Source organism: Altererythrobacter sp. KTW20L (assembly GCF_023501975.1).
GTDB lineage: Bacteria > Pseudomonadota > Alphaproteobacteria > Sphingomonadales > Sphingomonadaceae > Alteraurantiacibacter.
Genome location: NZ_JAMFLH010000009.1, coordinates 60242 through 75397 on the forward strand (window position 1 = coordinate 60242; position 15156 = coordinate 75397).

Genomic DNA, 15156 nt, shown 5'->3' on the forward strand with positions numbered 1-15156 from the left:
TCCGGCCTATGTCGAGGCGGCACGGTAGGCAACGAGGGCCTGCGACGCAGCCCGGACTCTTCGTGTCTTCGTGTGACAAATCTCTTCTTTCCTTCTTCCGCCGCAAACGAACCCACGCGCTCCCTAACCCTCCCAAAAGCTTTTCGTTTCGTTCCTGCCGCACTGGTCCTAGGAAGCCTTATGGCATCTTCGTCCCCCGCCCTCCTCGGCCCTGAGCGGCTCGACCGTTTCGCCCGCCACATCGTGCTGCCCGAACTGGGCGGCACGGGGCAGGCGACGCTGGCCAATGCCCATGTGCTGCTGCTGGGGCTGGGCGGGATCGGCGCACCGGCGCTGCAATACCTGGCCGCCGCAGGGATCGGGCGGCTGACTCTGGTGGACGATGATGTGGTCGATGCCAGCAACCTGCAACGCCAGACGATCTATACCGAACGCGACATCGGCCATGGAAAGGCAGTGGCCGCGCGGCGCTGGGTGTCCAATTTCGACCGGGCGCTGGAAGTGACCATATCGGACACCCGCATCACGCCCGAAACCGCACCGGGCATGGTCGAAGGGGTAAGCCTGGTGCTGGATGGCACTGACAATTTCGCCACCCGCCTGGCCGCGTCGGACGCCTGCGTGGCCGAGCGCGTGCCGCTGCTAAGCGCCGCCGTGGGCCGGTTCCAGGGGCAGGTCGGCGCCTTTGCCGGGCACCTGCCCGCAAACCCGTGCTATCGCTGCTATGTCGGCGATGCCTTCGATGCCGAGGATTGCGATACCTGCGCCGAAGACGGCATGCTGGGCGCGATGGCCGGCTGGGCGGCGACTTTTGCCGCCATGCAGGCCGTGCGGATTATCGTGGGTTCCATGGGCGATCCGCAGTGGGGCCAGTTGCACCTGCTTGACGGGCTCAAGCCGGGGATGCGGACGCTGAAGATCGCCAAGGATCCGGCGTGCCGGGCTTGTGGGATGCCCTAGCCCCGAACCGCCACCAGTTCCGCCGCTTCCACCGCAGGTCCGCCCACCACGATGGCCAGCGTGCCATCGGGTGCGATTTCGACGCGGTAGTGCTGCAATCCGGCCTGTTGGGCGGCGGCAATGGCGCGCTTTACATCGGCCTGCTTCCAGTGGCCGCGCGGGGGATTGGCGCGGGTGTCAGGCTGCTCAACGGGAATGGTGAAGCCGGATGCCCCGGCATGGCCGACTTCGTCCTGCCAATCGGCCAGGAATTGCGCGCGGATCGTAATCGGAGTCCCCGATTGACCCATTGCGCTGGTATCTCGCCCCATAGTGATTGCGCCCCTTCCCCAGGTGGATTCGCCGCTTTTGCGGGTAATCCGTCTCTCTCCGTGGGTGATAATGCCGTTAGCTTTCTAACGGTGCAACACTATTGTGCGACGAATTGACACAGGTTGCGACAATTCCGGCTGCGGGGTTACTTTTGTAGCAATTCAGCCACGAAAGCGGGCACCAGTTCGCTCGCCGGGCCGAGGCGGGCTTCATCGAACAGGCGGCTGCCAAGGCTTGGTTCGAGATTGAGTTCCAGCGTGTGCGCACCCGTCCGCCGGGCCTCCTCGACGAAACCCGCCGCCGGATAGACCGCGCCGCTGGTGCCGATGGAAACGAACAGGTCAGCCCGGCCGATGGCCTGGAATATCTCGCCCATGCGGTAGGGCATTTCGCCGAACCACACGATATCGGGGCGCAAGGCAGCCATCCCGCACGCCGGGCACGGCGGATTGTCGCGCAGGGTGCCGGTCCAGCGGCGGCGCGTATCGCAAGAGGTGCACCACGCGCTCAACGCCTCGCCATGCATGTGCAGCACTCGCCGCGCGCCGCCGCGCTCGTGCAGGTCGTCGATGTTCTGGGTGACAATGAGCAGTTCCCCCTTCCACCGCATATCAAGCTCGCCCAGTGCAAGGTGCGCCGCATTGGGAACGGCTGCCTGCACATCGGCCCGGCGCGCATCGTAGAACCGCTGGACCAGGCCCGGATCGCGGCGAAACCCTTCGGGCGTGGCGACTTCCTCGACCGGGTGATCCTCCCACAGGCCATCGCTGGCGCGGAAGGTGCGCAGGCCGGACTCGGCGCTTATCCCGGCACCTGTCAGGATCACGATGTTGCGGATATCGTCCATTGCCCCCATGAAGCCGCAAAGAGGGACGAAGATCAATGACCAGTTCTGGGCCAGCAATCGGAATTATCGGCAGTTCGGGGCGCATGGGCCAGGCGCTGGAGCAGGCCATCGCCGCTGCCGGGCACCAGCTTTCAGGTGGAGTGGACAAGGGCCAAGACGTCTCGCGCCTCGCCGATGCGAGCGCGGCGCTGGTCGATTTCTCCGCGCCTGCCGCCTTGCAGAACAACCTCCACGCCGCCATCGGCGCGGGCGTGCCGATCCTAGTGGGGACCACGGGTCTGGCTGAAGAACACCACATGGCCATCGATCATGCCGCCCAGGCCGTGGCCGTGCTGCAGACCGGCAATACCTCATTGGGCGTCACCCTGCTGGCGCATCTGGTCGCCGAGGCGGCGGCGCGATTGGCGACGGACTGGGATATCGAAGTTCTGGAAATGCACCACCGCATGAAAGTCGATGCACCCTCGGGCACGGCCCTGCTGCTGGGCGAGGCCGCTGCGGCGGCGCGCGGCATCGCGCTGGCCGGGCATATGGAGAGCGGCAGGGACGGCCACACCGGTGCGCGCGCCGAAGGCGCGATCGGCTTTGCGGCCCTGCGCGGCGGCACCGTGGCGGGCGAACACAGCGTGATCTTCGCCGGAGAGCAGGAGCGGATCGTCCTGTCGCACTCTGCCGAAAACCGCATGATCTTCGCCCACGGCGCGGTGCGCGCGGCGGCCTGGCTGATCGGCCAGCCACCGGGCCGCTATACCATGCGGGACGTGCTGGGGTTGTGACCATGAGCCTCGGCGGGATGATCGCTCTGGCGATCGTGGTGCTGGTGCTGTGCTTTGGTCCCGCGCGCCGGTGGTGGCAGCAGCGCCGTGCGCGGCGTGAATGGCTGGAACGCCAGCAAACCTGGCAGGCCGAATACGAAGCCGCCAATCCGGTGGGCGAGCCTGTCATCGATCTCGAAGTCGCCGAATTTCGCCAATGGCTTTCTGGTCTCGCGTTGCCCTGCGTTGCCTTGACGCCGGATCCGGCACGTGCGCTGGGCCCTGTCGGCTGCCATCTTGGCGTGCCCGCCTTCCTGCCCCCGGGCGAGACGTGGCCAGAAGATGGCGACGGCGTGCCGATGGAGTTCCTCGTCCAGATCGATTTTGCCGCCCTGCCGCCGCTGCCGGATTATCCCGCCAGCGGCGTGCTCCTGCTGTTTGTCGGGCAGACCGATAGCCACGGTGTCGATTTCGACGATCCGCGCGCCAGCAGCATCCATGCACGATGGTTCGCCCGACCGGACGAAGGGCGCGTGGCCACCACTCAACCACCTGCGCCGGAGCCGGTCAGCCCGTTCTCTTCGGTAGCAAGAGAGGTTGGCGTGGCGCTAGCGGCAGGCAGCCTTGAGGCGATGGAACCCGACTATAGCGATTGGCGCATCGTCCAGCGACTCGAGGGGCAACTGCGCCGTCCCGGTATCGAACGGATCGAGGACATTTATAATGACGAGGCTCGCATGCCGCCGTTGCGCCATCATATCGGCGGGCACCCGGTCTTCGTACAGCAGGATGTCCGCTACCCCGGCCATTGCGACGATTATGACCGGGTGTTGCTGCGTCTGACATCGGACGATCACGTGATCTGGGGAGATGTGGGCGAGGCCAATGTGTTGATCACTCCGACAGACCTGCGCGCCTGCAATTTCAGCCGGCTTGCCTTCACCTGGGATTGCAGCTGAGCCATCCTGCCATGACCCGCGACCAGATCTTCGAGTTCTTCCGCCGCCTGGCCGAGGACAACCCATCGCCCGAGACCGAGCTACTCTTTGGCAATGCCTACCAGCTCCTCGTGGCTGTCACGCTGAGCGCCCAGGCGACCGACGTGGGCGTGAACAAGGCGACGCGGGCGCTGTTTGCGAAGGTGGAAACGCCGCAACAGATGATCGACCTCGGCGAGGAAGGCCTGCGCGAGCATATCAAGACCATCGGCCTGTTCAATTCCAAGGCGAAGAACGTGATGGAGATGGCGCGGCTGCTGGTGGCCAATTTCGGCGGCGAGGTTCCGGCCACGCGCGAGGAGCTGGTCACCCTGCCCGGTGTTGGCCGCAAGACGGCCAATGTCGTGCTCAACTGCTGGTTCGGCGAGGAGACCTTTGCGGTCGATACCCACATCTTCCGCGTCGGCAACCGCACGGGCCTGGCCAAGGGCAAGACGCCCGAACAGGTCGAGGCCAAGCTGGAAAAGCGCGTGCCTGCTCCCTTTCGCCTCGGCGCACACCACTGGCTGATCCTGCACGGGCGCTACATCTGCAAGGCGCGCACTCCAGAATGCTGGCGCTGCCCGGTAGTGGATCTGTGCTCGTTCCGCCAAAAAGTGCTATCACCCCCGGCAGGCCAGAACCGCAACCAAGGCTCCGCCTGATCCATTCCGTCTGGCAAGGGAGGATCGCATTTCGAGAGGACCTGCCATGACCAGCCCTATCCGTCCGTTCATCGTCATCCTGGCCGCGCTGCCGCTAGCCGCCTGCATGCAGGACAGCTCCACCACCCGCGAGGCCGATATCCGCGCTCCGCAGGCAAGAGTGGTGGGCGAGCCTGTCAACTGCGTGGCAGTGAACCGCATCGACAGCACCGACGTGCATGACGATTACACCATCGACTTCGAGATGCTGGGCGATACCGTCTATCGCAACACCCTGCCGAACCGGTGCGCCGGGCTGGGGTTCGAGGAGCGTTTCGGCTATGACCTACGCGGCACGACCCAGCTGTGCAGCAACGATATCATCCGTGTGCTCGACAGCGATGGTCGACAGGTCGGGACCTGCGGCCTCGGCCAGTTCGTGCCGGTGGAGATTGTGGGGGCGCGCTAGTTCTAAACGTCGTCAGCGCTGATCATTTCTGCCCGGTCGATCTCGCCGGTGGCAGTGGCCACGGCCACGGTCACCGCGCTGTCACCGGTTACATTGGTGGCGGTACGCATCATGTCCATGATCCGGTCCACCCCGGCGACAAAGGCGATTGTCTCTAGCGGCACGCCAACCGCGCCGAACACCAGCGCCATCATGATGAGGCCGGTGCCGGGAATCCCCGCCGCTCCCACCGAGCCCAGCGTCGCCAGCACCGAAATCAGTAGGTAATCGGCAAAGCTCAGGTCCACGCCGAATATCTGCGCGCCGAAGATTGTCGCCAGCCCCAGGTACATGGCCGTGCCGTCCATGTTGATCGTTGCCCCCAGCGACACCACGAAGCTCGATGTCGGGCGGCTGACCCCCAGGTTGCGCTGGGCGCAGCGCAGGGTGATCGGCAGGGCAGCGTTGGATGAGGCGGTGGAATAGGCCACGGCCACGGCGTCCACGATCCCGCGGAAGAAGGCCACTACCGGCAGCTTCGCCATGAACCGCACGATCGAGGTATAGACCACGGCAATCAGCAGCAGGCAGCCGACGTAGTTGAGCAGCACCAGCTGGCCCAGCGCCGACAGCGCATCCAGCCCCAGCGTTCCCGCAACCCAGGCCATCAGCGCGAAGACACCGAAGGGCGTCAGTTCCATCACGATGGCCGTGACTTTCTGCATCACTACCGCGCCGCTGTCGAACAGGCGGGCCAGCGGCTGGCCATCCTCCTTGGCCATCACGATGCCGATGCCCACCAGCATGGCAAAGACGATCAGCGGCAGCACCTGCCCGCTGGCCATGACCGCCACGGGATTTTCCGGAATGATCGACAGGATCATTTCCACCGCGCTGGTGGTCGCAGGCACGGGTGTCGGCCCGGGATTGAGCGCCGAGGTATCGAGCCCCCTGCCCGGCGCGAAGATCAGGCCCAGGGCAATACCCAGCCATACCGCAATCTGCCCGGTCACCACGAACAGCAGCAAGGCTCGCCAGCCGACCGCACCCAGTCGCCGCAAGTCTCCGATCGAGGCTACGCCCGCCACCAGCGAGAGGAACACCAGCGGCACCACCAGCATGCGGATCGCCCGCACGAAGGCATCGCCGATCCACTTGATGCTTTCGGCTTCCGGGCCCCACAGGAAGCCGGTCACGATCCCCAGCAGCAGCGCCGCAATCACGCGCTTCCACAAGGCCGTGGCAAACCACAATCGCAGCATGGGCAGTTCCCTCTTTCACGCGCCGTCCTGTCGCACGCAGCTTTGGTGCAGAGCCTATCAGACCGCAGGCGGCCCTGTCATGCGCAGTCTGTCGTAGGGGATCAGGGCCCAGCCAGCGCCGCCAACGCTATGCGCCGGTAGATGCGGGTCAGCACGCCAAGGTCTTCCACCGCCACCGCCTCGTCGCGCTTGTGCATGGTGGCATTGGTCAGGCCGAATTCGATCACCGGCGCGATATTCTTGAGGAACCGCGCATCGGACGTGCCGCCGCTGGTGCTGGGTTCGGGCCTGATACCAGCTTCGGCCTCCACCGCATCGGCGATCATCGTGGAGAACTCGCCCGGCGGGGTGAGAAACGGCTCGCCATAGATCACCGGGCGGGCCAGTGCCCCGTGCCGCGCGGCAATCTCCTCCAGCCGCGCCACCAGCCCGGCGCCGGAATGAAGGTCGTTGAAGCGGATCGAGATACGGCCCGTTGCCCGCGCCGGGATCACGTTGGTGGCCTTGTTGCCCACGGCAATGTCGGTGATTTCCAGGTTCGACGGCTGAAACCAGTCCGTGCCGTGGTCCAGTTCCATCGCATCGAGATCGGCCAGCAGGGCCACCAGCCGGGGTAGCGGATTGTCGGCCAGGTGGGGATAGGCCACGTGCCCCTCGCGCCCCTCGACCACGAACCAGGCATTGATCGACCCGCGCCGCCCGATCTTCATCATGTCGCCCAGCCGGTGGACACTGGTCGGCTCGCCCACCAGGATGAGGTCGGGCTTTTCGCCCAATTCGGCCATCCGGTCCATCAGCGCGCGGGTGCCATATTGCGCCTCGCCTTCCTCGTCGCCGGTGATGATCAGGCTGATCGTGCCCGCGTCGGCCGGGATATCGGCCAGGGCCGCCACCATGCAGGCAATCGCGCCTTTCATGTCCACCGCGCCGCGGCCATAGAGCAGGTCGCCGCGGATCTCGGGGGCAAAGGCCCCGCTGGTCCAATCATCGCCCGCAGGGACCACATCGAGGTGGCCGGCAAAGGCGAAGTGGCGGCTGCCGGACGGGCCGTGACGCACGGCGAACAGGTTCTCCACCGGGCCTTCGTTGCTGGCGGCGGCGTCCTTGCCTTCGATGAAGCGATGCACCGTGAACCCGTGCGGGGCCAGCATCTCCTCAAGGCAATCGAATACGCTGCCGGTGGCAGGGGTCACGCTTTCGCAGGCGATCAACTGCTGGGCCAGATCGACCGGGTCTTGCATGGGCCATCCTCTATCTTGAGCTTGGCGGCATATGGACTTAGCCCTGACGAGACAAGCAGGCGCTTGCCCCAAAGCGGGGTTTGGTTGCCCGGTATGCCTAACAGCTATGGTTATCGTGGGCCTTCCGCTCAGGCGCCCGGCGTCACCTCGAACTGGGCGATCTGCCACTCCTCGGCCATGGCACCATCGACCCATTCCTGCATCCACGGATGTTCCCACAGCGCCTGCATATAGGCTTGGGCAAAACCGGGCACGGCAATGCCATAGGTGATGAACCGGCTGACTACCGGGGCATAGAAGATGTCGGCCGCGCAGAAGGTGCCGAACAGGAACGGGCCGCCCTGGCCATAGCGCGCCCGGGCTTCGGCCCACAGGCCGAGGATGCGGACGATGTTGGCGCGGCAATCGTCGCTAAGGTCGATCGGCACCTGGCGGCGGATATTCATCGGGCATTCGCGGCGGAACGGGAGGTAGGACGAATGCATCTCGGCCACCATCGAGCGGGCCATGGCGCGGGCTGCATCGTCCTTGGGCCAGAAGCGGTCGCGGCCCACCCGGTCGGACAGGTATTCCATGATCGCCAGGCTGTCCCACACCACCACGTCCCCGTCCCACAACACCGGCACCTTGCCGGCAGATGGCTGGAATTCGCCGCCCTCGCGCTTCATCGCCTGCCAGTCGTCGCCGTCGATATGGACGGTGAGCTCCTCGAACATCAGGCCCGATTGCTTGGCCGCCAGCCAGCCGCGCAGAGACCAGCTGGAATAGGTTTTGTTGCCGATTATCAGCTTCATGCGGCCATCCTGTGTCTGCTGCCCCTGGAACAGGGTCAGGCCTACGCATTCACCCAGTGGCTGTCGAGCCTGAACAGCCCGGCGGACTGTCCCGCCCATCTGTCCCGCAAAGAGGTTAACCTGCTCCTTACAAAAGCTCCGCTGGAAGGGGTTTGTTTACCATCGCAGGCCTAGAGCTTGATGGAATAGCCCGAAACCGGGCGATAAAAGGGTGAACGCGAGACATTCCTATGCCTATGAGCAAGGAACGAAACGGCGCCGTAGAGCGCATCAGGCATGCCTCCTGGGCAGGCCTTGTCGCGCTCGGCCTCGCCTTCTCCACCCTGCTCGTGCCGCTCGACCAGTTCAACTGGATGATGCAGGCGCGGTTCGCCAATTTCGAGGCATCGGGCGATATTGTCTATGTCAGGTCGAACCAGAACCTGACAGACGAAAACGCGCCAGAACGGCGGATAGCCCTGGCGGAAACGCTCGACCGGCTGCGCAATGCCGGGGTGGACCGGGTATATGTGACCATGTCGTTCGACGCGTCTTCAACGCCCGCAGCAGATGCGCGTCTGCGGCAGGCTTTGAACGACTTCGAAGGCAAAGCCTTTCTCGTCGAGAACATTTCCAGCGGAATGAACGGTCAATTGCAGATGACCGAAACCACTCCGGCTATCGGGCAAGACATCCCCCTGGTTGCAAGTCTGCGCTGGCGCAACTTCCTCGGCTATGTCTGGGACGTGCCGTTTACCGTCAACCTGAACGACCGCCAGTATCCTTCGCTGGCCGCATCAATCGCAGGGATGCAGCAGTATTCGGGTGAGTTCCGGATCAACTACGGTTTCGATCTGGCAAGCATTCCCAGCTACCGCGTGGAAGACCTCTCCGCGAACAAGGGTCCGCTGGGGATCGAGCGTGAAATCCCGCAGGAACTGGCCGGCAAGGTCCTGGTGCTGGGTAGCTTCAACCGGTCCGATGCGGTCGACCCCAACATCCCGGGCCAGATGGAGGTTCCTGCGCCGATGATCGACATCTACGCCGCAGAAACGCTCAAGGCCGGCTATACCCAGCGCACCGAAAGCCAGATGGTTGCCTTGATCGTCCTGGCGCTGCTGTTCCTGCTGAGCCAGATCGGGCGCAAGGCCATTCGCTATACCGGCTATGGCCTGTTGATCGCCTCGCTTCCGGTCGCGCTCCTCGTCACGGCACAAATGGGCCTGATGATCAGTATTGTCGGCGCGCTGGTCCTGCTTGGCCTTTACGGCCTGATGCGTGCCCGCGCCAACTGGCGCAGCAATTACCGCATGGTCGATGCCGATACCGGCCTGCCGACTTTCGCCGCGCTGGAGAACGACAAGACCGTGGCCGACACGGTGCCCGCGATCATAGTGGCGCGGATCCACCGGTTCGAGGAAGTGCGCAAGACCCTGCCGACCGAGTTGCACGCCGAATACCTGCTGCGGATTGTCGGTCGCCTCAAAGCGGCCAAGAAGGATGCGGTGATCTATCTCGGCCAGGGCCATTCGATCGCCTGGACCTTCCCCGAGAAGGAACCGGCGCTGATCCGCGATCACTTAGAGGGCCTCAGGGCCCTGTTCTCGTCTCCGCTGCTGGTGGGCGAGAACCAGGTCGATGTTGGCATCACCTTCGGGGTCGATATCACCCCCAGCCCCAATGTTGCCCGCCGCCTCGCCGCCGCGCTCGATGCGGCCGAGCGCACGACCGAAACCTATGACCCGATTTTGATTGCCGAACTGGCGAGCGACGAGGACCTGATCTGGAACATCTCGCTCCAGGCACGGATCGATACGGCCCTGTCCAATGGCGAGATCTACACGATCTACCAGCCCAAGGTGCTGGTCCGTACCGGCGAGCTGATCGGGGTGGAAGCGCTGGTCCGCTGGCGCGATCCGGTAAAGGGCCTGATCCCGCCCGACCACTTCATCCGCCAGTGCGAAAACGCCGGCCGGATGAGCCACCTGACCCGCCATGTGCTGGCCGAGGCCTGCCGGGCGGGCAATGCCTTTGCCGCCAACGGCCTGCCGCTGGCCGTGGCGGTCAACATCTCGGCCACGCTGGTCCATGAACGCGATGTGGTGCGGATGGTCAGCGAGGTGCTGGCCGAGACAGGGTTCGATGCGCAACTGCTCACGCTCGAAATCACCGAAACCTACCGCATTTCCAATCACGACCGCGCTGCCGAGGTGCTGGGCGAACTGGCCGCACTGGGCCCCAAAATCTCGATGGACGATTTCGGCGTCGGCGCCGCCAGCCTTGAAGCGCTGCAGCGGTTGCCGTTCCACGAGATCAAGATCGACCGCCTGTTCACCTCGGCCATCAAGGACGATCCCAAGGCGCTGGCCATCGTGCGCAGCGTGCTCAGCCTGGGAAAAGACTTGCGAATCATAGTGGTGGCCGAAGGAGTGGAAGACGAGGCCACGTTAACGATATTGCGCGATTCGGGCTGTGTCGTGGCCCAGGGCTTCGCCATATCGCGGCCCATCTCGTTTGATGAAATCCTTAAGTTCCAACAACTTGACCCGCAAACGCGCAAGGCAAACATGGTTTAGGCTTTACAAACAAACCTGGTTAACGCATTGAAACCACGTCTGATCAAGGAGACGTGACATGGGCGCTTTCTGGGATTGGCTTCTGGGCCGCAAGGCCGGCTGAGCCACCACACAACGAGTTTTGAAAAGGGCGTCCCTCGGGGCGCCCTTTTCCGTTGTGGCATAATGGAATTTGGCTGCGCGCGCCTGGTGCTCAGCTGTGCACGTCCGCCAGCACGGCGGCGCGCAGTTCGGCGATGCCCATACCCTTTTCGGCCGAGGTCACATGCAGTTGCGGATGGGCGGCGGAATGCTTGCGCGCCTCTGCCGCCACCTTGGCCTCGACTGCAGCCAATTCGCTCGCCTTGATCTTGTCGGCCTTGGTCAGCACCAGCCGGTAACCGACCGCCGCCTCGTCGAGCATCTGCATCATGGTGAGGTCGGTATCCTTCAGCCCGTGGCGGCTGTCCACCAGCACCAGCGTACGCTTCAAGACCACCCGCCCGCGCAGGAAGGTGCGCACCAGCGCGCGCCACTTGTCGACCACCTTGATGGGCGCCTTGGCAAAGCCATAGCCCGGCATGTCGACCAGGCGGAACAGGGTGGGGTCGCCCACCTCGAAGAAGTTCAGTTCCTGCGTGCGCCCCGGCGTGACCGAGGCGCGGGCGATGGACTTGCGCCCAGTCAGCGCATTGATCAGCGAGCTCTTGCCCACGTTCGACCGTCCACAAAAGGCGATCTCCGGAAAGTCCGGATCGGGCAGGAACTGCAGCGTCGGCGCGCTTTTCAGGAACTCCACCCGGCCGGAAAACAGCTTGCGCGCTTCCTCGGCCAGATGGTTGTCAGGCTGTTCGGGCTGGGCTTCGGGTTGCTTGTCTGGCACGCAATCAGCCCTTGTCGGCCGCAGCGGGTGCGGCCTCCTTCTCGGCCATGGCCTTCAACTGCGGATGCCGCGAATAGAGGTATTTCTGCTGGCCCAGCGTCAGGATGTTGGACGTGATCCAGTAGAGCAACAGGCCAGCGGCAAAGGGTGCCATCACGAACATCAGTACCCACGGCATGATCATGAAGATCTGCTGCTGCACCGGATCGATGGCGGCGGGGTTCAGCTTGAACTGCAGCCACATGGTCAGGCCCAGGATCACCGCCATCACGCCGATGGCAAGGAAGCCCGGCGGATCGAACGGCAGCAGGCCGAACAGGTTGAGGATATGCGCCGGATCGGGGACCGAGAGATCCTTGATCCACAGGTAGAACGGTTCGTGCCGCATCTCGATCGCCAGCAGCAGCACCTTGTACAGGGCGAAGAAGATCGGGATCTGCAGGAAGATCGGCAGGCAGCCGGCCAGCGGATTGATCTTCTCGTCCTTGTAGAGCTTGGCCATCTGCTGCTGGAGCTGCGGCTTGTCGTCCTTGTAGCGTTCCTGCAGCGCCTTCATCTTGGGCTGTACCGCGCGCATGGCCGCCATGGAGGCGAACTGCTTTTGGGCGATGGGGAACATGATCGCCCGTACGATGATCGTCAGGCAGATGATGGCGAGGCCGAAATTGCCCACCAGGTCGAACAGGAAGATCAGCACCTGCCACATCGGCCAGGCAATCCAGCGGAACCATCCCCAGTCGATGGCGAGGCCGAACTTGGCCACGCCGGCTGCTTCATACTGGTCCAGCACGGCGCTTTCCTTGGCGCCGGCGAACAACTGGGTCGTATGGCTAACGCGCTGACCCTGTGGCACGGTGACCACGTCATAGAGCAGCACGGCGGCATAGCGGTTGGCGCCCGCCTCGCTGAAGCTGGCCTGGGACGCCAGGCCGGTCTGCGGGATAAGGGCCGACATCCAGTAGATATCGGTAAAGCCAACCCAGTCAGGGCGGCCCGGCAGGTTGACCTGTCCACCCTCCTCGTTGACGTCGTCATAGTCCCAGTCGAAATTCACCTTCTGGTCAACCGCGGCAATCGGTCCCGAATGGACGTTCCAGGTGCTCTGGCTGGCGTTGAGGCTCGTGCGGTTGATGATCCCGCGCGGACGCACTGCCACCGATCCCGCCGCATTGTTGGTCAGCGTCTGGGTGGTGGTGATCATGTACTTGTCGTCTATCGCGAAGGTCAGCCCGAAAAGCTGGCCCTCGCCGTTATCCCACGCCAGCGAGACCGGGGTTTCCTGCGTAAGCCGGTCGCCCGCAGTCACGGTCCACACGGTCTGCGCGTCGGGCACGGTTACGCCCTCGCCCACCCAGTCGAACCGGGCGAAGTGCTGGCCCGGGGTACCAAGCGGAGAGAAGAACCGGATCGGGCCGCTGTCCTGGTCCACGGTTTCCCGGTGGGACTTGAGCACGATATCGTCCACCCGCGCGCCGACCGGATTGATCGAGCCGCCCACTTCCGGCGCGTCGATCCCAATGCGGTCGGTGCTGGCAAGGGTGGTGTCCAGATCGCGCACCAGTTCGGTCTCGACCATCGGCGCATCGAGCTGTTCGGCCGATGTGGCGACGACGGGTGCGGGCTCCGGCTGCGGGAAGAAACGTGTCATGACCAGATCCCATCCGAGGATCAGGGCGAGGCTGAGCACGACGGCCAGGATGAGGTTCTTCTGGTTGTTCAAGGTCTGCTTCCGTCCGTCAGTTGATCGTCGTATGCCATGAAAGATTGTTCCTGGGACACAGGCCTAGGGAACGGGATCGTGGCCGTGTCCCCCCCAAGGGTGGCAGCGCAATAGACGCTTCGCCGCCAGCCATCCACCCCTGATTGCACCATGCTTCTGCAGGGCTTCTATGGCGTACTGGCTACAGCTTGGCTGATAGCGGCACGATGGCGGCAGGACCCGGCTGGGGCCCCATTGCCAGGCCCGCGCCACGAAGATCATGACCTGCTTCACCGCTTCACCTTGCGCGGGGGGCGCCCCTTGTCGCCCTTGCCCTCGGCGGCAGCGACGAGCGCGTGGCCCAGTTCCAGCTTCATCCGCGCAAAGTCCCGCTCGATCCCGCCATCGCGCCCGATCAGCACATGGTCATGATCCGGCAGGCCCTGCACCGGCAGCGCATCGCGCAGCAATTCGCGGAACCGCCGCTTCATCCGGTTGCGCACCACGGCATTGCCGACCTTCTTGGTCACCGTGATGCCGAACCGCACGCCCCGCCCGTCGTTCGGCCTGGTAAGCAGCACAAACCCTGGCCGCGCATTGCGCAGTCCGCGGTTGGCGGCGAGGAAATCCGCGCGCTTGGTGAGAACCGTAAGAGTCACGGTCGCAGATATAGGTAAGAAGACGGGCCGCTGAAAGTGGCCCGCAAGCGCGACTGCGCGCCCGCAGGTGCCCCGCAACGAAGTGGAGGGATCAGCACCGAGGACGAAGGGCCGGATGGCCCTTCGAAAAACAGGTTACGCGCAGAGCGTCTTGCGGCCGCGGCGACGGCGGGCGGCAAGGATCTTGCGGCCACCGACTGTCCCCTTGCGGGCGAAGAAGCCGTGGCGGCGGGCGCGAACGAGGTTGCTCGGCTGGAAAGTGCGCTTCATGGGTAATTCCTGCAAAATAGAATAGGCAAAAGGGCCGCCGACAGGGGCAACCGTGTTGGGGCGGGCGATTAGTTGAGGCCAGCCTCCAAGTCAAGATATGCCAGCCGCGGCAGTTCCTGCTGCGCGGGCACAGGGCGCTCCAGCCCGACCCAATCGCGCATCTCCTCACCCGTCAGCCACAGCGCGTCCTCGAACGGCACCGAATTGGTCATGGCATAGAACCGCGCAGCCTCGTCCGCCGCCATGCCCATTTCGCGGTAATAGGCGAGGTACTTGGCATGTTCGGGCGAATCGGCGGCATAGTCGTGCGCGCCCATGCCCCGGTCATCGAGCCAGGCGTGGACGGCAAATTCCGCCCCGTCGGAAATCGAGCGTTCCGCGCCCGCCAGGAACAGCTCGACCGCGCCCGAGCGGACCGATCCGCCTTCCGGCACCACGGCGGCAATCCCGGCGACGCGAATCATCCGGCCAAGCGCCAGATTCGCCCGGTCGTCATAGGTGCCGGGACATTCGACGAATTCCAGCGTGTCGATGCCGGGATAGGCCGCCAGCATGGCCGCGAACTGCCGGGGCGAGTGGAAATCGGTCACCCCCACCAGCGCGGCGCGGCCATTGCCGAGCACGCGAAAGGGGCCGTAGGCGGCGACGGCGTGGCTTTCCGCCTCGGCCAGCGCAGGCGACACGAAACGCGAGGAGGTGGTCTCGACCCATTCCTCGACCATCACTTCATAGACATAGGTCTGCGCCGCGGCAGGCGCGGAAAGGCCGATGGCGAACAGGGCAGCAAGGGCAGCGGCAAAACGCATGGCCCATGCACTGCGCGCCGCGCCCTGCCGAAAGATGAAGAAGCACGGTTTTCGAGGGATTTACC

At 64.4% G+C, this 15156-nt stretch carries 17 protein-coding genes; 6 read left to right on the forward strand and 11 right to left on the reverse strand.

What is annotated here, in order from left to right; translation table 11 throughout:
• The first annotated feature begins 180 nt into the window (after nt 1-180).
• Complete coding sequence (locus M3P36_RS10380; protein ID WP_249703187.1) at nt 181-960, forward strand: HesA/MoeB/ThiF family protein; 780 nt, start codon at nt 181-183, stop codon at nt 958-960.
• Here M3P36_RS10380 and M3P36_RS10385 read toward each other — a convergent pair.
• Nucleotides 957-1271, reverse strand: a complete 315-nt coding sequence (locus tag M3P36_RS10385) for a hypothetical protein (RefSeq protein ID WP_249703188.1) — start codon at nt 1269-1271, stop codon at nt 957-959. The two genes, M3P36_RS10380 and M3P36_RS10385, sit on opposite strands and share 4 nt — an antisense overlap.
• Nucleotides 1272-1417: 146 nt before the next feature.
• Nucleotides 1418-2119: an NAD-dependent deacylase gene (locus M3P36_RS10390; RefSeq protein WP_249703189.1), complete on the reverse strand. Its 702-nt coding sequence runs from the start codon at nt 2117-2119 to the stop codon at nt 1418-1420.
• 35 nt (nt 2120-2154) lie between these two features.
• Here M3P36_RS10390 and dapB point away from each other — a divergent pair, with 35 nt between their 5' ends.
• The 4 genes from dapB to M3P36_RS10410 are packed head-to-tail and all read left to right on the forward strand — an operon-like array spanning nt 2155 to nt 4964.
• Nucleotides 2155-2895 (forward strand): 4-hydroxy-tetrahydrodipicolinate reductase, encoded by a 741-nt coding sequence (gene dapB, locus M3P36_RS10395; RefSeq protein WP_249703190.1) that lies wholly within the window; start codon nt 2155-2157, stop codon nt 2893-2895.
• Nucleotides 2896-2897: 2 nt separating this feature from the next.
• On the forward strand, nt 2898-3833 hold the full coding sequence (locus M3P36_RS10400; RefSeq protein ID WP_249703326.1) for a YwqG family protein: 936 nt from the start codon (nt 2898-2900) through the stop codon (nt 3831-3833).
• A gap of 11 nt (nt 3834-3844) precedes the next feature.
• Complete coding sequence (gene nth, locus M3P36_RS10405) at nt 3845-4516, forward strand: endonuclease III (protein WP_249703191.1); 672 nt, start codon at nt 3845-3847, stop codon at nt 4514-4516.
• A 46-nt stretch (nt 4517-4562) separates the two neighbouring features.
• On the forward strand, nt 4563-4964 hold the full coding sequence (locus M3P36_RS10410) for a hypothetical protein (RefSeq protein ID WP_249703192.1): 402 nt from the start codon (nt 4563-4565) through the stop codon (nt 4962-4964).
• A 2-nt stretch (nt 4965-4966) separates the two neighbouring features.
• On the opposite strand, the gene M3P36_RS10415 is transcribed toward M3P36_RS10410, so the two are convergent.
• The 3 genes from M3P36_RS10415 to M3P36_RS10425 form a co-directional block, all read right to left on the reverse strand.
• A complete protein-coding gene (locus tag M3P36_RS10415; RefSeq protein WP_249703193.1) occupies nt 4967-6205 on the reverse strand; it encodes a dicarboxylate/amino acid:cation symporter in 1239 nt (412 codons plus the stop codon).
• Between the two features lie 101 nt (nt 6206-6306).
• A complete protein-coding gene (gene dapE / locus M3P36_RS10420) occupies nt 6307-7446 on the reverse strand; it encodes a succinyl-diaminopimelate desuccinylase (protein WP_249703194.1) in 1140 nt (379 codons plus the stop codon).
• Between the two features lie 128 nt (nt 7447-7574).
• Nucleotides 7575-8240, reverse strand: coding sequence for a glutathione S-transferase family protein (locus M3P36_RS10425; RefSeq protein WP_249703195.1), 666 nt, complete (start codon nt 8238-8240; stop codon nt 7575-7577).
• 236 nt (nt 8241-8476) lie between these two features.
• Between M3P36_RS10425 and M3P36_RS10430 the strand changes: the two genes are divergently transcribed.
• Nucleotides 8477-10795, forward strand: a complete 2319-nt coding sequence (locus M3P36_RS10430) for an EAL domain-containing protein (protein WP_249703196.1) — start codon at nt 8477-8479, stop codon at nt 10793-10795.
• Nucleotides 10796-10988: 193 nt separating this feature from the next.
• Here the strand turns inward: M3P36_RS10430 and yihA are convergent, their stop codons facing one another.
• The 6 genes from yihA to M3P36_RS10460 all read right to left on the reverse strand — a co-directional run bounded on the left by yihA (nt 10989) and on the right by M3P36_RS10460 (nt 15091).
• The gene (gene yihA / locus M3P36_RS10435; protein WP_249703197.1) at nt 10989-11657 is read right to left on the reverse strand and encodes a ribosome biogenesis GTP-binding protein YihA/YsxC; all 669 of its coding nucleotides are present in this window, start codon (nt 11655-11657) and stop codon (nt 10989-10991) included.
• 4 nt (nt 11658-11661) lie between these two features.
• Nucleotides 11662-13377: a membrane protein insertase YidC gene (yidC, locus tag M3P36_RS10440; RefSeq protein ID WP_249703198.1), complete on the reverse strand. Its 1716-nt coding sequence runs from the start codon at nt 13375-13377 to the stop codon at nt 11662-11664.
• A 63-nt stretch (nt 13378-13440) separates the two neighbouring features.
• Nucleotides 13441-13638: a membrane protein insertion efficiency factor YidD gene (gene yidD / locus M3P36_RS10445; protein WP_249703328.1), complete on the reverse strand. Its 198-nt coding sequence runs from the start codon at nt 13636-13638 to the stop codon at nt 13441-13443.
• Between the two features lie 8 nt (nt 13639-13646).
• On the reverse strand, nt 13647-14015 hold the full coding sequence (gene rnpA, locus M3P36_RS10450; RefSeq protein ID WP_249703199.1) for a ribonuclease P protein component: 369 nt from the start codon (nt 14013-14015) through the stop codon (nt 13647-13649).
• 135 nt (nt 14016-14150) lie between these two features.
• Nucleotides 14151-14285 carry a 50S ribosomal protein L34 gene (gene rpmH / locus M3P36_RS10455; RefSeq protein WP_249703200.1) on the reverse strand — a complete coding sequence of 45 codons (135 nt, stop codon included), beginning with the start codon at nt 14283-14285 and terminating at the stop codon, nt 14151-14153.
• 68 nt (nt 14286-14353) lie between these two features.
• Nucleotides 14354-15091: an alpha/beta hydrolase gene (locus M3P36_RS10460; protein WP_249703201.1), complete on the reverse strand. Its 738-nt coding sequence runs from the start codon at nt 15089-15091 to the stop codon at nt 14354-14356.
• Nucleotides 15092-15156: the final 65 nt, after the last annotated feature.